Raw genomic sequence first — 20,344 nt, 5'->3', positions numbered from 1 at the left:
TGTTGCATTAAAAGATCCAACAAGGCGCTTAATAAAGCGCTTTGTTGGATGATAAGCTGATTCGTTATTTCAGCAGAACAAACAGCATTAAGACCGGACAAACGAACTTCACATACCAGGGCCAGATTTTCCAGAACCAGCTTTGCTCCAGTTCCGGATACCCTTTTTTCAATTCTTTCAGCAGACGATCCCTTCGCAGAACCCATGTCAGCATCAGGCCGAACAACATGGCAAGCATGGGTTGTCCGTAAACGGTGGTCAGTGTAACAACCAGACCAAACAATGACTCGAAGTTAAGAATAATGATCGCAGAAACCAGCGATACGGCTCCGCCGATAACGATGGACATCTGTGAGCGACTGCTTTTCAACTGTTCACAGGCGGTATTAACGGGCGCTTCCAGCATAGAGATAGCTGAGGTCAGTGCTGCAATGCACATCAGGGCAAAGAATGCCATGGACACCACAGAGCCTGCCGCCCCCATACTGTTGAACAGAGCGGGCAGAACAGTGAATACCAGAGTATCAGCTTCCAGAAGGCTGCCATCAGCCGCGTAAATGGTCACACCGTTTGCCTGTGCCACCGTCATTGCTGGAATAACCAGAAGACCTGCCAGCAGCGCAACACTGGTATCCAGACCTGCGACCATAGCGGCCGTTTTAGGCAGGCTCTCTTTATCCGACAGATAACTGCCGTACACCATGATGGCGCAGACACCCAGTGACAGGGAGAAGAAAGCCTGTCCCATGGCGTTTACCAGTAATGAAGGTTCAAGGAAGTGACTGAAATCAGGTTTCAGGTACATGATCAGTCCCTGCTCTGCTCCCTCTAGCGTCATAATGTAAGCAACCAGCCCAATCAACAGAACGAACATCACGGGCATCAGTCGCTTTGACCAGCGCTCGATACCATTGCTAACGCCAGCCCGAACCACATGAATGGTTAATGCCATGAAAGCCAACATGGCGAATAGATTGAGCGACGTCGAGAAGCTGGTCAGCCAGTGAGCCAGCCCGTTCATGCCTGCCAGTTTTGCCAGAGGCTCAAGCATGAAAGCCAGCAGCCAGCCGGAAATGATGGCGTAGAAACTGATAATCAGTGACAGGGTGACAATACCCGCAATACCGATGATGGCGCCGGTTCTTTTCCAGAATGGTTTGTCAGACAGGGACGCCATGGCCGCGACAGGGTTTTTCTGAGCCATACGGCCTATGGTCATTTCAGCAACCAGCATGGGGTAGGCAAGAATGACCACCATCACCAGATAAACCAGCAGGAAAGCAGCACCACCGTGGTCGGCTACCTGGGTGGGAAATCCCCAGATGTTGCCGACGCCTACAGCCGATCCGGCTGCTGCCATCACAAAGCCCAAGCGTGATGAAAAGGCCGAACGGGAAGAAGCATTGTCATCCGTCGAAGCAGGGTCGTTTTGTGTTTGTATCGAGGCCATATTCTCTCTCGTTGATACGGGTTTCTGGAAGTCCGGACCTGTAAGAGAGTAGGAGAATGAAGACAGAACAGGGGAGTTTCATTGAGCCGACCTTCTTACAGGTCAGCTACTGGAAGCTGACCCCGGTTACATAAAGTTAACCAGGGCAAAGCTAAATCGTGCACGGTCGCCCGCAACCCTATTTGGCTGCGTTGTTAAGACGGTCTGAAGAGTATGATCCGGCATGGCAACAGTAGACTTTTAAAACGTGAATAAAAATAATATGAGGGACTCTCAAGCCCAACCGCTAAGAACTTAGCAGCATAGGATAGAAAAAACAAATCGGGATTAATATTATCTTGATACTGACTGATTCAGCATTCATCAGGAGTCGGGCAGCATATCCACCACTTTATACGATAAAAGATAGGGTGTGCCTTCTTCGTGTTTCACATCATCTACTGCCGTGATTTTCTTGTCATTATGCCGAAACCATTGGCCATTTTCACAGGTGGCTGCCAGAGCGAAAGCTTCGCAGGAACAAACGTACATGAATTTATAGTCCATCCTTCTTCTATCTTTGAAAAAGGTAAGTTTGATGGCTTCCTGCATACCTATAGTCGACAGATTTGATAGTCGACAGATTTGAGACACTGAGTGATTCTCGTAGCGCTCTTCACATCATCACCTATTCGCTGCCAGAAGTTTTACTTATCGTCTATGCCAGTATCTTAAGTGGATACAACGAGTGGAAAAGCATGGCTAACTTCGCCAGTTATCTGAACCCATGCACTGAAGTCTCTTAAACGACTTCTGACCCGTTCAAGGAGCCGGATTTCCCTGGTATGAAGAGGTGTGTCTGCCGGTTTGTCCGGGCTTTGTTCATTGGTGTGTATATTTTTTGCGACTGTATTCGGCGCAAGCTGGGTTACCTTCTGCCGGGAGTCTGTTTGTCCGGTAGCTTCGTTATTACCGGTTGAAGTTGCAGTGGCTTCTGCTGGCGTATGAGTGGTTTGCACACGTTGTCCGGAGCCAATATTTCCATTCATGCCGTTGCCCTTCTTATTTTAAGACAGGTTGTTGGATAATCCGGAAACCATTCAATAATCGAACGGCATGACAGAAGAAATCGGCAGATTTGTAAAAAGAACGATTCAGACGTTGTGAAAGCAGACCTTAATCATGAAGAACGTGAATCAAGATTCCAGAAAAGCGTTAAAAAATAATTGTTTACAGCTATCTAATTATTTGGATGCATATTCTTTCAGTTGATGCACGGAATGCTTCAAAGGCGATATTTTTGCTCATTAAAAGGCGAAATAAGTACAAATGCCTGTTTAGCGTATGAAACTCCTCGGTCAATATTACAGCGTTCTTCTACAATGGGTAACTGTACTCCTTTTCACTGGTATTGCGATCAGGGAACGTTTTGTTCGGGTAGCCGATATCAGTGCAAAGGGGTTCTGTTTTCCCTGATAAATGATGTCTGGAGTCAAAATGAAAACCGATTTTTACGCAGGGTTGCGTGATCAGTTAGAAGCCCTGAAAAAAGAAGGTCTTTATAAGTACGAGCGTATTATTACCTCTCAGCAGCAGGCTGACATTAAGGTAACTACCGGCGAAGAAGTGATTAACTTCTGTGCCAACAACTATTTGGGGCTGGCTAATTCGCCCGAGCTGATTGAGGCAGGTCGCGACGCGCTGGACAAGTATGGCTACGGCATGGCGTCTGTGCGCTTCATCTGCGGTACCCAGTCAGTGCATCTCGAGCTTGAAAAGCGCATTTCCGAGTTTCTGGGAATGGAAGACACCATTCTGTATTCTTCCTGCTTTGATGCGAACGCTGGTTTGTTTGAAACACTCCTGAGTCCGGAAGATGCCATCATCAGTGATTCCCTGAACCATGCGTCCATCATCGACGGTGTTCGTTTATGTAAAGCCAAGCGTTACCGATATGCCAACAATGATATGGCCGACCTGGAAGAGCAGCTGAAAGCCGCCACAGAAGCGGGTGCCCGTTATAAAATGATTGTCACTGACGGCGTGTTCTCCATGGACGGTGTGATTGCCAACCTCAAAGGTGTGTGTGATCTGGCTGACAAATACGATGCCATGGTGGTGGTAGACGACTCCCACGCAGTAGGCTTTGTGGGTGAAAATGGCCGTGGTACCCATGAACACTGTGGTGTTATGGATCGGGTAGACATCATTACCGGTACTCTGGGTAAGGCGCTGGGCGGTGCTTCCGGCGGTTACACCTCTTCCCGTCACCCTGAAATCGTCGAGTGGCTGCGTAACCGTTCCCGTCCGTACCTCTTCTCAAACACCCTGAGCCCAACCATTGCCAGTGCTTCTATCAAAGTACTGGATATGCTGGAAGGGGGTGCTGAACTGCGTGAGCGTCTGCGTCACAACACTCGGTATTTCCGCACCGAAATGGAAAAACTGGGCTTTGATCTGGCGGGCAATGGCCACGCGATTATTCCGGTTATGCTGGGGGATGCAACGCTGGCGGCCAGGTTTGCCGACAAGATGCTGGAAGAAGGCATTTACGTTGTAGGCTTCTCCTTCCCGGTAGTGCCAAAAGGTGCTGCCCGTATTCGTACCCAAATGTCTGCTGCCCACAACCAGGAACATATGGACAAGGTGATTACTGCCTTTGCCAAAGTCGGTCGCGAGCTGGGCGTCATTGCCTGATGCTTTGAGCCCTCCGGAGCTGAAACAGGTTTGAAATACAGCGGCTGTTACTCAAGTGGCAGCCGTTTTATTTTTAAAGATTAAATTGGGTGAATGAGAATCATGAAAACACTGGCCAAGCTGAAAGGCGAAAAAGGCATTTGGCAGGCAGAGAAGCCAAAGCCGGAACCGGGCTATAACGACGTTCTGATTAAAATCCGCAAGACGGCTATCTGCGGTACCGATATGCACATTTACCATTGGGATGAGTGGTCGCAGAACACCATTCCCAAGGGTATGCATGTTGGTCACGAGTTTGTGGGTGAAATCGTGGAAATGGGCGAAGGCGTCCGCGGCTTTGAAATCGGGCAGCGCGTGTCCGGCGAAGGTCACATCACCTGTGGCCACTGCCGAAACTGTCGCGCCGGCCGTCGTCATCTGTGCAACTTCACTGTTGGTGTGGGTGTGAACCGGGAAGGTGCTTTTGCTGAATACCTGTGTATTCCGGCTTCCAATGCATTCCCGATTCCGGATGATATCAGTGACGACCTGGCCTCTATTTTCGATCCGTTCGGTAACGCCGTTCATACCGCTCTGTCGTTTGACCTGGTGGGTGAAGACGTCCTGATTACCGGAGCTGGACCTATTGGCATTATGGCGGTTGCTATCTGTAAGTACGTAGGTGCTCGTAATGTTGTCATTACCGATGTGAATGATTACCGTCTGGAGTTGGCGCGTAAGATGGGTGCCACCCGTGCCGTCAACGTTGCTCAGGAAGACCTGAAAGACGTCATGCAGGAACTGGGCATGGTTGAAGGTTTTGATGTGGGTCTGGAAATGTCCGGCAATGGCCGTGCATTTCAGCAGATGCTTGAATGCATGAACTACGGCGGCAAGGTGTCTCTGCTGGGTATTCCTTCCAGTGATACCACCATTGACTGGAATCAGGTGATCTTTAAAGGTCTGATCATCAAGGGCATCTACGGCCGTGAAATGTATGAAACCTGGTACAAAATGACCAGCATGCTGCAGTCCGGTCTGGATATTTCTCCGGTCATTACGCACCGTATGAACGTGGATGATTTTGAAAAAGGTTTTGAAATCATGGGTTCAGGGCAGTCTGGAAAAGTGATTCTGGACTGGAGCTAATTGTAGCTTTGCTCTGCTTTTTCCGGTTTCTGTGCAAATGGAAACCGGGATGCTCTCTTTCTGAGAACTAAGTTAATCAATTTTGATGGTTTTAAATTGGTCATTTCCAGCCTCATTCCGTTCTGGAAATCATCGCACCCAAATTGATGGTATCAATTATGGAGACTCCGTTACTATCAGGGTCAGAGAAGAGGCTCTGAACATTTTTGATGTTACGGAGCCATGCGCGGGACGGCTGGCTGTAATCGATTAACGAATAAACTGCAGAAACTCTTCCCGGCTGGGGAGATTGTCGCGCATCAGTCCGAGCATGACAGAAGAGGTCATGGACGAGTTCTGCTTTTCGACACCGCGCATCATCATGCACATGTGCTGGGCTTCGATCACCACGCCTACGCCTTTGGCACCTGTCGCCTCTACAATCGCATCGGCAATCTGTTTGGTCATGTTTTCCTGAATCTGCAGGCGACGGGCGAACATATCGACAATGCGGGCAAACTTGGACAGCCCCAGCACCTTACCATTGGGAATATAGCCAATGTGGCACTTGCCAATAAAGGGCAGCATGTGATGCTCGCAGAGGGAGTACAGTTCAATATCCTTGATGACAACCATTTCACTGATATCTGAGTCGAAAATGGCACCGTTGACGATGTCTTCCAGACTTTGCTGGTAGCCTCTGGTCAGATACTGCATGGCTTTTGCCGCCCGGGCGGGGGTGTCAACCAGACCGTTCCTGTGGATATCTTCACCCAGAGATTCAATGATCGCTTTGTAATGTTCGCTCAGGTTGTCAGTCATCTCGTACGAGTCGCTCAGTGAGTACGCAAAGAGCTGGATTTTAACACAAACTATGGCATTGGGAGCTTTTTTTGATTTTATCCTCGGTGCTCTTGAATAAGCATGGCGTAATAGTTGCTGCGTAATAGTTGCTGCGTATTTCTGGTTGCACTGTGTTTCAGTGAAATCGCAAGAGAGTTTGCCTGCTGTACACTTTATCGATAAGGTGAAGTCTTGGGTAATACCAATTCCATCTTCTAAACATGAATTGGGTGAAAGTCTCATACTGACCATTTTTTCTGGGCTTGCCGTCCGTGGTTTATACAGCAGCTACAAATTTTCTCTGGACTTACATAGGAACGGCCAAACACCGCTATGATGGTTACTGTAAAAGATACCGCAACAGTGAAAGGCCGCCCCGATGCAAGTATGTCAGCCACTAGCTGAAGCCGCCAATTTTTCTTGTCATGCTATCCAACAGCTTGAGCAAAAACTGGCCGTTCTTCGTCAGGAACACAGCCCAATCAAGCACTTTGAAGACTATGAAGGTGAGATCCATAAACTCTTTATCGAAGCAGAGCAAAGCGTTCTGGCAGAAGACCTGACCGGGCTTGATATTGACGTTCCTGCGATTGAGGTAAGCGGTGTCTGTTACCATCGGGTGTTGCGATCTTCAGAAACTTATCAATCCGCTGTCGGCCCTGTCCGGGTTTTGCGTACGCTCTATCGTAACGGTAAGGATCACTCTATCATCCCTTTGGAGCTACAGGCAGGTATTGTAGAGGGGTATTGGACACCAAAAGCAGCTAAACAAGCTGTCTGGATGGTTGCGCAAATGCCTCCCGGAGAGGCTAAAAGCCTACTTGATCTGATAGGGAACATGACGCCCTCGGAAAGCTCTCTGGCCAGACTACCCAAAAAGTTCAATGCGCAGTGGGAACCCAATAGGGAAGCCTTTGAAGACTTTCTCTGGGAAAGCGTCAAGGTTCCTGAAGAAGCTGTGACTGCGGCCGCTTCTCTTGATGGCGTCATGTTGCCGATGAAAGATGGTAAACGTCAGGAAAAGCGGGAACAGAATAGAGTCGATGGCAAGCGAACCCGTGGCCCTGCTGGCTGTCAGGAGGCCAGTTGTGGAACATTGTCGTTTTACGATGCACAGGGTGAACGCCTCTCAACGGTCAGGATGAGTCGAATGCCTGAAAGCAAGAAAGTGACTTTGAAACAATCACTCTCCGCACTCCTGAGCGAAGCTCTTCGACAGAGGCCAGATCTGACGCTTGTTAAAGTCGCTGATGGGGCAAAAGACAACTGGACCTACCTTGCCAATGAACTCCCTGAAGGTCACGAGGTTGTAGACTTCTATCATGCCGCAGAGCACCTGAAGAAAGCGTTTGACCTGTCCTATGGTGAAAACAGCAACAAATCCAGAGAAAAGTTCATCACCTATCGCCACATCCTCAAAGAGGAGCCCGAAGGTGTTGAAAAAGTCATCAAAGCTCTGGCTTACCAGCATAAACGACACCCTCGTCGATCGAAGTTGAAAACAGAGCTGGAGTACTTCAGAAGTAATCGAACCCGCATGAACTATGCTGAACACTTGTCGCACAACTTGCCAATAGGCTCAGGGGTTATTGAGGCTACTTGTAAAACCTTGGTAACGCAGCGAATGAAGTGTTCTGGAATGAGGTGGCGGCATCCCGGAGGCCAAGGTATTTTGACAGCAAGGTCATTAATTCAGAGTGGCATGTTCGACAATGGCTGGAAGTTACTGGCGGTGACCTACTGCGCCAAGGTCACGGAAGTGGGTATGGACAATGTCATCCCATTCCCCATGCAGAAAGGTGACTTGGAATTATAGTACCAGTCAATATGAGACTTTCACCCCATGAATTGCGCAGCCATTCCAAACCAATGGCTCTGCGTCAGAACTCCTCGCAATAGCTGGCTATTACTTGTCGTTCTTCCTTGCCCAGCGATTTGGAATGGCTTGCTCATGGTCATATTTAGAAAACGGAATTGGTATAAAACGCTTAATAGAAAAACAACAATAAAGGAAATGAGTGTATGGCCAGCCGCTTCCATAAGATGACTACGGTCGTGACCTGCCTGCTCGGTGTACTGGCCGGGAGCGTCACTTCAGCCAATGCCGCTTCAACCCTTGAAACGGTGAAAGAAAAAGGATTTGTGACCTGTGGCGTGAATACCGGACTACCCGGTTTCTCCAGCCCGGATGAAAAAGGGCATTGGACTGGTATGGACGTGGATGTCTGTCGGGCTGTTGCTGCTGCCGCTCTGGGAGATGCCAAAAAGGTCAAATTTATTCCCCTGACAGCAAAAGAACGATTTACCGCGCTACAGTCGGGTGAAATTGACCTGCTGTCCCGCAATACCACCTGGACGTTAACCCGTGATGCAACCCTTGGCCTGAACTTTGCCGGTGTGGCGTATTACGATGGTCAGGGCTTTATGGTGAAAAAGTCTCTGGATGTTCGTAGTGCTACCGAATTAAGCGGTGCTGCAGTTTGCATTCAGTCCGGAACCACCACAGAACTGAATCTGGCTGATTATTTCCGGCTCAATGGGATGAAGTATGACCCTGTGGTGTTTGATACCTCTGACGGTGTTGCCAAAGGTTTTGATGCAGGCCGCTGTGACGTGATGACATCGGATCAGTCTCAGCTCTACGCACTGCGCCTGCGACTGCGACTGTCCAAACCTTCAGAAGCCATTGTCTTGCCTGAAATCATTTCCAAAGAACCACTGGGTCCGCTGGTTCGTCAGGGGGATGATCAGTGGTTCAATATTGTAAAATGGTCACTGTCAGCCATGATCAATGCGGAAGAACTTGGGCTGGCACGTGCCAATATCGATAATAATAAAATGTCCAAAGACCCTGCTATTCAGAGATTCCTCGGTCTGGATGGGCCAAAGGGCAAAGGCATGGAATTATCCGATGACTGGGCATGGCAGATTGTCAAACAGGTGGGCAATTACGGAGAAGTGTTTGACCGCAATGTTGGCATGGGATCACCTCTTAAAATCGAGCGGGGAATAAACAACCTCTGGAATAAAGGCGGCATCATGTACGCACCACCGTTCCGTTAATCGGATTGGTTGTCGATGGTGTAGCCATGCTTAAAGTATCGTTTAAAACGTTGTTAGCGAAATGCTGGCGTGATCCGGTCTGGCGAGGTGTTCTGTTCCAGAACGGACTGATTCTGGTCATTGTTCTGATCGGTTACCAGATTATTCAGAATACGCTGCACAACCTCGAAACCCGTGGCATCAGCACGGGTTTTGATTTTCTGTCCCAGTCTGCCGGTTTCGGCATTATCCAGACCCTGATTGAATACGACGAATCTTTTTCATTTGGGCGAACCTTTGTCGTGGGTTTTCTGAATACCTTATTGGTGTCGTCTTTTGGTGTGGTGCTGGCAACATTTCTGGGGTTTCTGGTGGGAATTGCCAGTCTTTCTTCTAACTGGTTGCTTGCCCGCCTTGCCGGGGCTTATGTGGAATGTTTTCGAAACATTCCCCTGCTGCTGCAGATATTCTTCTGGTATTTTGCGGTACTGGGCGTTTTGCCGTCGCCCAGAGAGAGTCTGGTGTGGGGCGATAGCCTGTTCTTAAATGTTCGTGGAATCTACCTGCCAAAGCCCGAATTGTCCGGAGATACTTCGATTTTTTTCGGAGCCTTTGTATTTGTACTTTTAGTGCTTGTTGCACTGATCTGGGTCGGACGGCGCTACAAACGACAGTCAGGTCGAACACTTCCGGCTATGAAAACGCTCTCTGTCGTTAGCCTCATCACCATACCATTAATTGCTGGCTGGCTATCGGGTGTCCAGCTGAACTGGGATCTGCCCGTGCAGGGGCGCTTTAATCTATCTGGTGGTTTAACCCTGATACCCGAGCTGGTGGCACTGCTTCTGGCCTTGTCTATTTATACCGCCGCGTTTATTGCCGAAGTGGTTCGTGCAGGCATTCAGTCGGTCAGTAGCGGGCAGAGAGAAGCCGCTGCAGCACTTGGCCTGCGACAGGGGCGAATACTGAAGCTGGTGGTCATTCCCCAGGCTATGCGTGTGATTATTCCGCCAATGACGAATCAGTACCTCAACCTGATTAAAAACTCGTCGCTGGCGACGGCAATTGGTTATCCCGATCTGGTCAATGTGTTTGCCGGAACGACGTTAAATCAGACAGGTCAGGCGGTTGAAGTGATTGCCATGACCATGGCTGTGTATCTGTTGATCAGTTTAACCGTGTCGTTGTTTATGAATCTGTATAACCGTTATACGGCAATGGTGGAGCGTTAGGATGATTGAACCCCGTAAACCACCGGTGATGAATGACGGCTTGCCAGGCTGGTTGAAAAGCCGGTTGTTTTCTACACCCCTGAATACGATCACAACGCTGGTTATTCTTTATGGCTTTTATCTGGCGGTTCCGGCGTTCTGGAACTGGGCGGTGACAGAAGCCACCTGGCAGGCATCGGGCAGTGAAGAGTGTTCATCGTCCGGTGCTTGTTGGGCGTTTGTGAATGTCCGGCTGAATCAGTTTACCTATGGGTTTTACCCTGTTGATCAGCAGTGGCGGGTAGATTTGTTTTTCCTGCAACTGGCGGTTGTGATTGGCTGGATAACCTTACCCCGGCTGAAAGGCAAAGGCTGGGCGCTGGCTTATGGTTTGCTGGTGATGCCTTTTGCTTCCTGGGCGATGCTCTATGGCGGTTTTGCCGGGTTACAAACCATTGAAACCCATCTGTGGGGCGGGTTGATGCTGACCCTGTTATTAGCCCTTTGCGGTATGATTGCCTCTTTTCCTTTTGGCGTATTGCTGGCACTGGGCAGGCGTTCCAAGCTGCCGATGGTTCGGGCCTTTTCAACCGCTTACATTGAAATCTGGCGGGGGGTTCCGCTGATTACGGTGTTGTTTATGGCGTCGGTCATGCTGCCGTTGTTTGTGCCGGAAAATGTGGTCTTTGACAAGTTACTGAGAGCCCTGATTGGCATTGTTATGTTTCAGTCGGCTTATATCGCTGAAGTGGTTCGTGGCGGTTTGCAGGCGATTCCCAAGGGACAGTTTGAGGCGTTTGCCAGTCTGGGGCTGAGCTACTGGCAGGGCATGATCAAAATCATTCTGCCTCAGGCGATCAGGCTGGTGATTCCGGGTATTGTGAATACGTTTATTGCCCTGTTTAAAGACACCAGTCTGGTATTGGTCATTGGTTTATTTGACCTGCTGGCGATTGTTCAGTCAGGGTTGAGTGATCCGGTCTGGTTGGGCAATGCCGTTGAAGGGTACCTGTTTGCCGGTCTGGTATTTTGGTTATTTTGTTTTGGTATGTCCCAGTACAGCAAACGTCTTGAAAAACAGCTTTAAAGAAAAACAGAAAGAACAATGAATAACAGTGAGTAACAATGAATACTATAAAAACCAATAGTGAGTCGTCGTACATTGTCGAGCTGAACGGGGTCAACAAATGGTATGGTAGTTTCCATGTTTTACGGGATATTAACCTGAAGGTTCAGCGTGGAGAGAAAATTGTGATCTGCGGCCCTTCGGGTTCCGGTAAATCGACCCTGATTCGTTGTATCAATTGTCTGGAAGAACATCAGGAAGGAGAGATTATTGTTGATAACACTCTGCTGACCCGCGATTTGAAAAACATCGAAAAGGTGCGTCGGGAAGTAGGTATGGTGTTTCAGCAGTTCAATCTGTTTCCTCACCTGACCGTGTTGGAAAATTGCACACTGGCACCCATCTGGGTGCGTAAGCAGCCACGCAAAGACGCCGAGAAAGTGGCAATGGAGTATCTTGAAAGGGTACGAATTCCGGATCAGGCACACAAGTATCCGGGACATCTGTCAGGCGGTCAGCAACAGCGTGTTGCGATTGCCCGAAGTCTTTGCATGAATCCTGAGGTCATGCTGTTTGATGAGCCGACCTCTGCCCTTGATCCGGAGATGATTAAGGAAGTGCTGGATGTTATGACCGAGCTGGCTTATGAAGGCATGACCATGTTGTGCGTCACCCACGAAATGGGCTTTGCCAAAACGGTAGCTGACCGGATGATTTTTATGGATGACGGGCAGATTATTGAAGAAGCGGAGCCTGATGCCTTTTTTGATCATCCGGCTTCCGAGCGAACCCGGCAGTTTCTGGCGCAGATTTTGTGAAGAGTCATTTTGTGAAGAGTCATTTGTGAAGAGTTATTAAAGTGCATCTACACTGGTCGCTGCACAGCGATAAGAAAACGGTGTAGGTGTGTCTATTCAATCAGAAATCACTCAGGCAATTCAGTCATTTTATTCGCCTGAAGAATACCCTTGTCTGAAGGATCAGATAGAGGTATTTGCCAGAGAACAACCCTTTGTAGGGAAAAGCGTTTTATACGCGGCTCCGCTGACCCGTAACACGCAGGTTGCACTGTTGCCGGTTGTTGCCGGAGAGGCTGACATCACCTTGTCCTGGCCGGATATTGTTGAACCCGACAAAGCCGTAGTGGCTTTAATGAAAAGGCTGGGTATTCATTTTTATCAGCAGGTTCCAAGCAATCAGTCGTTTGATTTGATTTTTGATTGTTGTGGCAAATATGCCGATTATTCAGCTTCTCTGGGTCATATTGAACTCACCCGGAGCGGGCTGGAAAAATACCTCAGCCAGAGCAATACAGTGTGTCTGGATGTCGATTCCACCGTGATTAAAAGCATTGAAACGACACTTGGTACCGGTGAAAGTCTGGTCAGGGCAATGAAACATGCCGGATTTACTGAACTGGCAGGCAAGCGAATATTGTTGTTTGGCTATGGCAAGGTGGGGCAGGGTATTTGCCGGGCGTTACTGGCTGAACAGGCTAACGTTGACATTGTTGAACTGCAGCCGGGGTTATCGCCGGAGCAGAGTTGCTTTATTGACGGAAGTGATCAGGCATTAGTGACAGAGGCGGTTCAAAAGGCAGACTTTGTTATTACCGCAACGGGTATCAAAAGCGTTATTGAAAACCACTATCCGGTCAGTGAGTTTATTAACAGCTCTGCAAAGCTGATTAATATGGGCGGTGAAGACGAATACGGTGAGGCTTTTCCGGCTGATACCGTGTTAAATGGCAAGCATACCTTTAACTTTATTCTTGATGATCCAACGTTGATGAAATTTATTGATCCGATCTTTGCGCTCTATAACGAATGCGGAAAATTATTAACGCAACAATCGTATTCACTCGGAGTGCATTTGCCACCGGATCAGACAGTTATGTCAGTGGCAGGACGATTTTGTCAGGCGCATGGCATTGATATGAGTGAGTGGGTGTAATCGTTGTGATTACACCCCATCTTCGTTACTTGTCAGAACAGGTAGCGAACAGAAGCGTGCAGCGCAGCGGCTTTGGAGTCGTAGCGACCTGGTGTGGCTTTTGAGGTATCTGTCAGGTTCCCACCACCTTTTACATCTGTATTCTTGATGCGGTTGTATTCTGCTGCAACGTCGAACAGCAATGTATCATCCATGAACGCTCTGCCTGCACCAAAGGTATAGGTGTGAGCCACAGCAGGTGTTGAAAAGGTAGGTGCTGCGTATTCTTCAGGTACTACTGCAGTGGTATAAACGTAACCGGCTCGTAGAGTCCAGTCGCCCAAGCCATAATACTCGGTAGCGACTCGGTAATTCATCTGGTTTTCCCAGTTAGTGTTCAGAGCTGGTAAGAGTACGCTGCCATCATCACTTTCAAATTTAATTTCATCAATTTTTTTGTAGTTGGTGTATGTTGCCTCACCAAACAGTCGCCACTGATCGTTTAAAAGGTAGTCAATACCGGAGGAGATTTGCATTGGCAGGGATGTTTTTGCAGTAGCATCCTGGCCAGGGGTAGACATGTTTATTCCCCCAAGCTTTGCACTATAGTCACCTTCTGCTTTAAGAGTTACTTCAGATCGGTAGTTAAGACCCCAGCCCCAACGGTTGTCATCGGAGCGGTACATGGTGCCAAGACGAACGCTGAAGTTATCGATGCCACTCATATCGTTATAGCCAACGCTAACGCCACTACCCAAGACTTCAGACATAATATTGATGTCAGCATAAGCGTATGTCAGGCGATAAGTACCGCCAACCGACCAGTTATTGTTGATTCTGTAAGCTAAGGCCAGACCTGCTTCGATAATTTTGATATCAGTGCTGTAATCGTCGGTGAGTGATGCAGTTAGAAAACCATCATTACCAGTCGTGACATCTTTGAACTTCGCAGCTGCACCGCCCGCACCGTAAATACCATAACCCAGCACCAGGTCATCCGTCAGTCGATAAGCTCCGGTGAAACCAGCGTTCGGTACAAACCTGCGCTCGCCTTTCACATAATCGCTACCATTAGCCGGACCATTGGCCTGAACCAGTGTTGGAGAAGCGTGAAGAGATACATCATTGGACTCGATAAAGGCGAGACCGGCAGGGTTATAGAAAATCGCGCTGGAGTTGTTGACTGATGAAGCGGCGGCGCCACCCAGAGCACTGTATTTTGCATCCCACATGGTGGCTTTTTCAAAACCACCCGCCACGGCATTACCCGCACCAATAGCCAGTGCCAGAGAGGAAATTAAAAAGGCTTTACGACGCGGGACGTTACTCATTACTACTCCGGGACAACAACATCCGTTTACTGCGATTAACTGTCACGAAAAAGGCACGAAAATCACAAAACTGTATAATGCGGCGTAGCGTATATATAGCTAGATGAAATGTATGTAAGTATTTTGTTAACTAAATATAATAAAAGGTGACGAAACCGGATTGTACAGCTCAATAAGGGCGAATCTGGGTTGATTCCTGTACTGTGAATCCTTAATGTGCGTTTCAAACGATATTTAATTATTTGCGGTAGGAGTGTATGGAAAGACTGATTGAGCGTTTACTGTATTCGGCACGCTGGCTGCTAGCTCCGATTTATATGGGGATGAGTCTGGTGCTGGTGGTTCTGCTTATAGAGTTTTATCAGAGCGTGGGCTACCTGCTGTTCAACGTGATCGACATGAAAGACACCGAAGTCACCCTCAAAGTACTGACACTGATTGATGTGGTGCTGGTTGCAGGCCTGATCATCATGGTGATGTATTCCGGTTATGAAAACTTTGTTTCCAAGCTGGATATCGATGATGACACTGAACGTCTCAGCTGGTTGGGCAAAATGGACACCGGGTCCCTGAAAGCCAAAGTGGCGGCTTCCATCGTTGCCATCTCCTCCATTCACCTGCTTAAAGTCTTTATGGATGCGGAAAATATCGCCAGCGACAAACTGTTGTGGTACGTGGTGATGCATCTGACGTTTGTTGCTTCGGCATTCTTTATGGGGATGCTCGATTACTATACCGTTAAGAAAAAGCGTATTACCGATCCGGTGAGCAGCTCCGATCTTTAAGTAACGTGATTTCAGGGTCAGAGGCTTCTGACCCTGATTAAATTTTTATACCTCATCCCGAATAAATACCCATTCGTTATCCGACGACATGGATTCGTTGAAAGCATACCCTTCGTAATCAAAATCTTTTAGCTGCGCTGCCTTGGTGATTTTATGGTCAATGGCATAACGGCACATAAGCCCGCGCGCCTTTTTGGCATAGAAACTGATGATTTTGTATTGCCCGTTTTTCCAGTCCTTGAAGACCGGAGTAATCACCGGGACATGCAATTGCCGCGGCTTCACGGATTTAAAATATTCATTGGAAGCAAGGTTAATAAGAACCTTGTGCTTCTGTGCTGCGAATTCTTCATTCAGTTTGTCAGTAATCCGATCGCCCCAGAACGCATAAAGGTCTTTACCGCCACTGTTCGCAAACTTTGTTCCCATTTCCAGCCGGTAAGCCTGCATTAAATCCAATGGTCGCAAAATGCCGTAGAGCCCGGAGAGAATCCGCAAGTGCTTCTGGGTAAACGCAAACTGTTTTTCACTCAATGTTTCAGCGTCGAGGCCGGTATAAACATCACCTTTAAACGCCAATACAGCCTGCTTGGCGTTCTTTGCTGTAAAAGGCTGTTGCCAGGCTTCATAGCGTGCCACATTCAGCTGTGCCAGTTTGTCGCTGATTTTCATCAGACTGCCCACATCGGCCGGAGTCAGCGTTCTAAGCTGCTTGATCAGTGCTTCGGCCTGCTTTAGAAAGTCTGGCTGACTGAAGGTTTGTGTGGCGGGTGGGGTATCGTAATCCAGCGTTTTGGCTGGGGAAATAACCATCAGCATAATGACTCCGGCATCTTATTTATCTTGTACGATGGAACTCAATACTAGACGCTTGTTTAAAGCTTTTCTAGCAACCCCTAAAACTGTTACTCGATGCTGCAGTTTTTGATATTTGAGGGAGAGCAGGAAATGGCAGGGTGGCATAAGAGCAGACTACTACTGCAGCTCCGAATTCAAGCCTTGCGAGATTCCATCATAGCCACAGCAGCAGGTTGGAGGTAAGATCTCATAGGAACTTAATAACCGTCAAGTGTCGTATCTTGCTAATTCGCCCATTACCCGTTGTCACTGCCTTTCTGGATGCTTTGAATGATTCGCTCAAGTCCATCAATTCCTCTGCGCAGTTGAGTAGATCCCAGAAAGTGGCACTGGGCGTTTTTATCATGGGAATCGTGGTAACTAAAACTATTAACTGGGCTGCTTTTGAGCGCAGAAGCTTAGGCAGATTCAAAGCGACCCGTCTGTGCTGGATGTTTTATCAAGCAGAAATTGCATGGCAAAGCCTGCTACAGGCCAGCGTCAGAAATATTCTTCTACGCTATGGAATACAAAGTGGAACCCTTGCTATCGACGATACAGGAAAAAAGCGCACTAAAAGGACTTCAAAAATCGACGGTGCCCATAAGATAAAAGACAAATCAACAGGTGGTTATTTTAATGGGCAGGAACTGGTGTTTATGGTGCTCGTTACTGAAGTAGCTACCTTTCCAGTAGGGTTTCGCTTTTATATTCCTGACCCTGAGTTATCTGCATGGAGGAAGAAAGACAAGGCGCTCAGGAAGCAAGGCATTCAGAAAAAAGAACGACCGAACCGTCCTGAGCCAGATCATGTTCGTTACCCCACCATGCAGTCGTTGACGCTGGTTATGCTGCAAGAATTTGTTGATTCGTTTCCCAACATTACGATCAAAGCAATTCTCGCTGATGCACTGTATGGCACAGGAGACTTTATGGATAAGGCTGCGGAAATAACAGGCGGAGCCCAGGTTGTCAGCCAACTGCGCTCGAATCAGAAAGTATCCAACCGAAACCACTCGGAAGCGACTCTCAAAGCTTACTTTTCGCGCCAGAAAGGCGCTGAAACTCAACTCATAATACGCGGTGGCAAAGAAGAGCAGGTCACGATGCTGGCTGCTCGGCTGTATGTTAAGGCTCATGGGAAAAGACGTTTTGTTATTGCCCTGAAGTATGAGGGTGAAGAGGATTATCGCTATCTGGTGGCTTCAGATATGTCATGGCGGCATACCGACATAGCCAGGATTTACACCTTGAGGTGGTTGGTCGAGGTTTTCATTCAAGACTGGAAAGCTCATTGTGGCTGGAACAGGTTGAGCAAACAGCAAGGTGCTGACGGATCGCAGCGCGGCGTGATCCTGAGCCTGCTGTGCGAACACATGCTGTTACTGCACCCTGAGCAATTCGTCCTACTGAAAAACAAACAGGCCGGAATGCCCGCAGGCTGTCTGATCGAACGCCTCAATGCAGAAGCCTTGCTTGCTACGGTGAAATCAGTGGTTGAATCGGAAGATCCAGATACCGAGCTTAAGGCTCTGGCCTTAGCCTTAGAGCATACTTTGCCCAAGCGGGAGTCGAGCAGGCATATGGCTGGTAGAGACCTGGGAGAACAAAAGGCAACTGACTCACTCAAAGCACACGCCCGGAAGTTTAAACTTTTAGATGCAGCTTAGAATCGAGATAAATACGTTACTTGTTTAGGTAAAACTGCAGCATCGAGTGTTAACGTTCGCAGCCAATGTTTTGTTCAAGGTTGTATGGAACACAATGTTATTAGATTCGGGTGTGTTTCTGGGTAATAAAATTCTGGATGTGGTGTTCATTGCCTGGTTCAGTGCCCAGTTTTACAAGGTCATCAGTTCAGTATTAATGGAAGGCCAGATTAACATCAGGCGTCTTTGGGACACGGGAGGTATGCCCAGCTCTCATTCGGCAACGGTGACGTCACTGGCTACCTGTGTCGGTCTGATTGAAGGCTGGGGCAGCTCCGAGTTTGCCATGGCGACCATTTTTGCAGCAGTGGTGATGTACGACGCTGCCGGAATCCGCAGGGCAGCAGGTAAACAGGCCGGTGTGCTCAATAAAATTATTGAACGACTGACGCATAAGATCGAAGAAAAAATTCACGATGAGCGACTAAAAGAGCTGCTTGGGCATACGCCTTTTGAAGTCATGATTGGTGCCTCGCTGGGTGTTCTGGTCGGCTTTGTGATGGAAGGTTATCTGCTTACATGAAGTGGCTGACATAAAATCTAAATGACCTGCTGTGACAGGTCATTGGGATAAGTGGCAATTTTAGTGGCTGGTTTTTTTGCCGGGTTCCTGCCGGGTGTAATAGTCGGTGGTCAGCACCTGGGAATCCCAGCTTTCCTTGCCGTTAAACTGAACCAATGTCTGGGTTCTCAACTGTTCTTTACCATTTTGATCTTTCATGATCAGTCCGGTTAAAGCGATCACCGCAGATGAGCCACAGCTAGCCAGTGAAAAACTGATGGCCATGGCGTTTTTATTCGTTGACCCGGTGATGGCCAACGGTACGCCTATGCAGCTTCTGGTTTTAGCAACGGCTGTTGTGAAATAACCACTGAGCTGACCGGCATTTTCTTTGAGATCCAGACTGGAACCCCGGGTATTTACCCAATATCCGTGGAAAAGATCCTGCATTGAAGGCTTACCTGTTTCAGGCAGTTGTACGGGTGTTTTAGTCAGTGGTGCAGCATAAACAGTTGAAAACGGGCAGGCTGCAGCCAGCATTCCGCACAAAAACAACCGGGTGACCGTTCTTTTATACATGGAATAATCGTCTTATAAAGTTGTTCGCAATCCATAACAATAGACAAGGATTCAGTTTTTTAAAGTTCCGGCTGAATACGTCAATGGACTTTTAGTTGTAAACTTTTAAGTGTCTGTCAGGTTGACATAATGACGACTGCTCATACACTTTGGCGACAAAATAAACAAATCGCTCAGGTGGTTTTCAAGAACGATGGTTTCAAAAGTGTCCGTTGAGCAGGCTCATTCCATTCTGCAAAGCAGTCAGCAGGAGAGTGAAGCAAACCCGTTATGCAGCCTTGAACTTCCGGTTGTCAGACATGACTGGAACAGAGCAGAAGTCGAAGCGCTGTTTGCCCTGCCATTTAACGATTTAATGTACAGGGCACAACAGACGCACAGGCTGTTTTTCGACCCGAATCGTATTCAACTCAGTACGCTGCTGTCCATTAAAACCGGTGCCTGTCCGGAAGATTGCAAATATTGCCCGCAGAGTGGTCATTACAATACCGGCCTCGAAAAAGAAAAGCTTATGGCGGTAGAGACGGTTCTGGAGCGCGCAAAACAGGCAAAAGCCAATGGCGCAACCCGTTTCTGCATGGGCGCGGCCTGGCGCAGTCCGACAGACAAAGACCTGTCCCATGTGATTCAAATGATTCGTTCAATCAAGGCTCTGGGCATGGAAACCTGTGTCACTCTTGGCATGCTGTCACCGGAGCAGTCACGGGAACTGGCAGCAGCAGGTCTTGATTATTACAACCACAATCTGGATACCTCGCCTGAATACTACGGTGATATTATTACCACCCGAACCTTCAGTGACCGAATGGATACTCTGGCGAATGTGCAAGAGGCCGGTATTAACGTCTGTTGCGGTGGCATTCTGGGTATGGGAGAAAGCGTGCGTGACCGGGCCAGTATGCTGCGGGTACTGGCGAACCTGCCGGAACATCCTGGCAGTGTTCCCATCAACCTGCTGGTCAGGGTAAAAGGCACACCGCTGGGGGAAACTGAAGAGCTCGACCCTCTCGAGTTTATCCGCACCATTGCCGTTGCCCGTATTCTTATGCCGCGTGCCCATGTCCGGCTAAGTGCCGGTCGCAGGCAAATGGACGAGCTTCACCATACCCTCTGTTTTATGGCGGGAGCCAACAGCCTTTTTCTTGGGGAGAAGCTGCTGGTGACACCACTGCCTGACAGTGATGAGGATATGGCACTGTTTGACAAGCTGGGCATGAAAAGGGAAGAGAAGGAAGTCGAGCCTCTTTATTATGATGCTGCAGCAGGTTAATCCC

At 48.4% G+C, this 20,344-nt stretch carries 19 protein-coding genes; 12 read left to right on the top strand and 7 right to left on the bottom strand.

Annotated features, from left to right (window positions below):
* Nucleotides 1-64: 64 nt before the first annotated feature.
* The 3 genes from EZMO1_RS20850 to EZMO1_RS27020 form a co-directional block, all read right to left on the bottom strand.
* Nucleotides 65-1,450: a sodium-dependent transporter gene (locus tag EZMO1_RS20850; RefSeq protein ID WP_051790448.1), complete on the bottom strand. Its 1,386-nt coding sequence runs from the start codon at nucleotides 1,448-1,450 to the stop codon at nucleotides 65-67.
* Nucleotides 1,451-1,813: 363 nt separating this feature from the next.
* On the bottom strand, nucleotides 1,814-1,996 hold the full coding sequence (locus EZMO1_RS20845) for a hypothetical protein (protein ID WP_145912686.1): 183 nt from the start codon (nucleotides 1,994-1,996) through the stop codon (nucleotides 1,814-1,816).
* 164 nt (nucleotides 1,997-2,160) lie between these two features.
* Complete coding sequence (locus EZMO1_RS27020; RefSeq protein WP_034878122.1) at nucleotides 2,161-2,478, bottom strand: hypothetical protein; 318 nt, start codon at nucleotides 2,476-2,478, stop codon at nucleotides 2,161-2,163.
* A gap of 448 nt (nucleotides 2,479-2,926) precedes the next feature.
* On the opposite strand from EZMO1_RS27020, the gene EZMO1_RS20835 reads away from it, so the two are divergent.
* Nucleotides 2,927-4,126, top strand: coding sequence for a glycine C-acetyltransferase (locus EZMO1_RS20835; protein ID WP_034878121.1), 1,200 nt, complete (start codon nucleotides 2,927-2,929; stop codon nucleotides 4,124-4,126).
* Between the two features lie 102 nt (nucleotides 4,127-4,228).
* On the top strand, nucleotides 4,229-5,254 hold the full coding sequence (gene tdh, locus EZMO1_RS20830; RefSeq protein WP_034878763.1) for an L-threonine 3-dehydrogenase: 1,026 nt from the start codon (nucleotides 4,229-4,231) through the stop codon (nucleotides 5,252-5,254).
* Nucleotides 5,255-5,503: 249 nt separating this feature from the next.
* Here tdh and folE read toward each other — a convergent pair whose 3' ends face one another.
* Nucleotides 5,504-6,055, bottom strand: coding sequence for a GTP cyclohydrolase I FolE (gene folE, locus EZMO1_RS20825; RefSeq protein WP_034878118.1), 552 nt, complete (start codon nucleotides 6,053-6,055; stop codon nucleotides 5,504-5,506).
* A gap of 400 nt (nucleotides 6,056-6,455) precedes the next feature.
* On the opposite strand from folE, the gene EZMO1_RS20820 reads away from it, so the two are divergent.
* From EZMO1_RS20820 to EZMO1_RS20795, 6 genes are all read left to right on the top strand, one after another.
* Nucleotides 6,456-7,892, top strand: a complete 1,437-nt coding sequence (locus EZMO1_RS20820) for a hypothetical protein (RefSeq protein ID WP_034872942.1) — start codon at nucleotides 6,456-6,458, stop codon at nucleotides 7,890-7,892.
* Nucleotides 7,893-8,119: 227 nt separating this feature from the next.
* Nucleotides 8,120-9,139: an amino acid ABC transporter substrate-binding protein gene (locus tag EZMO1_RS20815; protein WP_201772228.1), complete on the top strand. Its 1,020-nt coding sequence runs from the start codon at nucleotides 8,120-8,122 to the stop codon at nucleotides 9,137-9,139.
* 26 nt (nucleotides 9,140-9,165) lie between these two features.
* Complete coding sequence (locus EZMO1_RS20810; protein WP_034878108.1) at nucleotides 9,166-10,350, top strand: amino acid ABC transporter permease; 1,185 nt, start codon at nucleotides 9,166-9,168, stop codon at nucleotides 10,348-10,350.
* A gap of 1 nt (nucleotide 10,351) precedes the next feature.
* Entirely contained in the window at nucleotides 10,352-11,416 is a 1,065-nt protein-coding gene (locus tag EZMO1_RS20805) for an amino acid ABC transporter permease (protein WP_034878107.1), read from the top strand.
* A 38-nt stretch (nucleotides 11,417-11,454) separates the two neighbouring features.
* Nucleotides 11,455-12,213, top strand: a complete 759-nt coding sequence (locus EZMO1_RS20800) for an amino acid ABC transporter ATP-binding protein (RefSeq protein ID WP_051790446.1) — start codon at nucleotides 11,455-11,457, stop codon at nucleotides 12,211-12,213.
* An 88-nt stretch (nucleotides 12,214-12,301) separates the two neighbouring features.
* Nucleotides 12,302-13,348 carry an NAD(P)-dependent oxidoreductase gene (locus tag EZMO1_RS20795; protein ID WP_034878105.1) on the top strand — a complete coding sequence of 349 codons (1,047 nt, stop codon included), beginning with the start codon at nucleotides 12,302-12,304 and terminating at the stop codon, nucleotides 13,346-13,348.
* 32 nt (nucleotides 13,349-13,380) lie between these two features.
* Here the strand turns inward: EZMO1_RS20795 and EZMO1_RS20790 are convergent, their stop codons facing one another.
* Nucleotides 13,381-14,658, bottom strand: coding sequence for an OmpP1/FadL family transporter (locus EZMO1_RS20790; RefSeq protein WP_034878104.1), 1,278 nt, complete (start codon nucleotides 14,656-14,658; stop codon nucleotides 13,381-13,383).
* 257 nt (nucleotides 14,659-14,915) lie between these two features.
* On the opposite strand from EZMO1_RS20790, the gene EZMO1_RS20785 reads away from it, so the two are divergent.
* On the top strand, nucleotides 14,916-15,443 hold the full coding sequence (locus EZMO1_RS20785; protein ID WP_034878102.1) for a TIGR00645 family protein: 528 nt from the start codon (nucleotides 14,916-14,918) through the stop codon (nucleotides 15,441-15,443).
* Nucleotides 15,444-15,488: 45 nt separating this feature from the next.
* Here EZMO1_RS20785 and yaaA read toward each other — a convergent pair whose 3' ends face one another.
* Nucleotides 15,489-16,262 carry a peroxide stress protein YaaA gene (gene yaaA, locus EZMO1_RS20780; protein WP_034878101.1) on the bottom strand — a complete coding sequence of 258 codons (774 nt, stop codon included), beginning with the start codon at nucleotides 16,260-16,262 and terminating at the stop codon, nucleotides 15,489-15,491.
* A 260-nt stretch (nucleotides 16,263-16,522) separates the two neighbouring features.
* Here yaaA and EZMO1_RS20775 point away from each other — a divergent pair, with 260 nt between their 5' ends.
* Together EZMO1_RS20775 and EZMO1_RS20770 are read left to right on the top strand one after the other, a co-directional pair.
* The gene (locus tag EZMO1_RS20775; RefSeq protein WP_145912468.1) at nucleotides 16,523-17,950 is read left to right on the top strand and encodes a transposase; all 1,428 of its coding nucleotides are present in this window, start codon (nucleotides 16,523-16,525) and stop codon (nucleotides 17,948-17,950) included.
* Nucleotides 17,951-17,996: 46 nt separating this feature from the next.
* Nucleotides 17,997-18,512, top strand: a complete 516-nt coding sequence (locus EZMO1_RS20770) for a divergent PAP2 family protein (RefSeq protein WP_222842152.1) — start codon at nucleotides 17,997-17,999, stop codon at nucleotides 18,510-18,512.
* A gap of 60 nt (nucleotides 18,513-18,572) precedes the next feature.
* Here EZMO1_RS20770 and EZMO1_RS20765 read toward each other — a convergent pair whose 3' ends face one another.
* On the bottom strand, nucleotides 18,573-19,070 hold the full coding sequence (locus EZMO1_RS20765; RefSeq protein ID WP_034878095.1) for an avidin/streptavidin family protein: 498 nt from the start codon (nucleotides 19,068-19,070) through the stop codon (nucleotides 18,573-18,575).
* Between the two features lie 193 nt (nucleotides 19,071-19,263).
* Here EZMO1_RS20765 and bioB point away from each other — a divergent pair, with 193 nt between their 5' ends.
* Complete coding sequence (gene bioB / locus EZMO1_RS20760) at nucleotides 19,264-20,340, top strand: biotin synthase BioB (protein WP_051790444.1); 1,077 nt, start codon at nucleotides 19,264-19,266, stop codon at nucleotides 20,338-20,340.
* Nucleotides 20,341-20,344 lie beyond the last annotated feature (4 nt).

The sequence above is a fragment of the Endozoicomonas montiporae CL-33 genome, from assembly GCF_001583435.1.
GTDB classification, from domain to species: domain Bacteria; phylum Pseudomonadota; class Gammaproteobacteria; order Pseudomonadales; family Endozoicomonadaceae; genus Endozoicomonas_A; species Endozoicomonas_A montiporae.
This window is presented reverse-complemented; position numbering and strand designations above follow the sequence as displayed.

Bases quoted from the DNA above. Each gene is read 5' to 3' on its own strand.
- EZMO1_RS20850 (WP_051790448.1), bottom strand. From the start codon at position 1,450: ATGGCCTCGATACAAACACAAAACGACCCTGCTTCGACGGATGACAAT.
- EZMO1_RS20845 (WP_145912686.1), bottom strand. From the start codon at position 1,996: ATGGACTATAAATTCATGTACGTTTGTTCCTGCGAAGCTTTCGCTCTG.
- EZMO1_RS27020 (WP_034878122.1), bottom strand. From the start codon at position 2,478: ATGAATGGAAATATTGGCTCCGGACAACGTGTGCAAACCACTCATACG.
- EZMO1_RS20835 (WP_034878121.1), top strand. From the start codon at position 2,927: ATGAAAACCGATTTTTACGCAGGGTTGCGTGATCAGTTAGAAGCCCTG.
- tdh (WP_034878763.1), top strand. From the start codon at position 4,229: ATGAAAACACTGGCCAAGCTGAAAGGCGAAAAAGGCATTTGGCAGGCA.
- folE (WP_034878118.1), bottom strand. From the start codon at position 6,055: ATGACTGACAACCTGAGCGAACATTACAAAGCGATCATTGAATCTCTG.
- EZMO1_RS20820 (WP_034872942.1), top strand. From the start codon at position 6,456: ATGCAAGTATGTCAGCCACTAGCTGAAGCCGCCAATTTTTCTTGTCAT.
- EZMO1_RS20815 (WP_201772228.1), top strand. From the start codon at position 8,120: ATGACTACGGTCGTGACCTGCCTGCTCGGTGTACTGGCCGGGAGCGTC.
- EZMO1_RS20810 (WP_034878108.1), top strand. From the start codon at position 9,166: ATGCTTAAAGTATCGTTTAAAACGTTGTTAGCGAAATGCTGGCGTGAT.
- EZMO1_RS20805 (WP_034878107.1), top strand. From the start codon at position 10,352: ATGATTGAACCCCGTAAACCACCGGTGATGAATGACGGCTTGCCAGGC.
- EZMO1_RS20800 (WP_051790446.1), top strand. From the start codon at position 11,455: ATGAATACTATAAAAACCAATAGTGAGTCGTCGTACATTGTCGAGCTG.
- EZMO1_RS20790 (WP_034878104.1), bottom strand. From the start codon at position 14,658: ATGAGTAACGTCCCGCGTCGTAAAGCCTTTTTAATTTCCTCTCTGGCA.
- EZMO1_RS20785 (WP_034878102.1), top strand. From the start codon at position 14,916: ATGGAAAGACTGATTGAGCGTTTACTGTATTCGGCACGCTGGCTGCTA.
- yaaA (WP_034878101.1), bottom strand. From the start codon at position 16,262: ATGCTGATGGTTATTTCCCCAGCCAAAACGCTGGATTACGATACCCCA.
- EZMO1_RS20765 (WP_034878095.1), bottom strand. From the start codon at position 19,070: ATGTATAAAAGAACGGTCACCCGGTTGTTTTTGTGCGGAATGCTGGCT.
- bioB (WP_051790444.1), top strand. From the start codon at position 19,264: ATGGTTTCAAAAGTGTCCGTTGAGCAGGCTCATTCCATTCTGCAAAGC.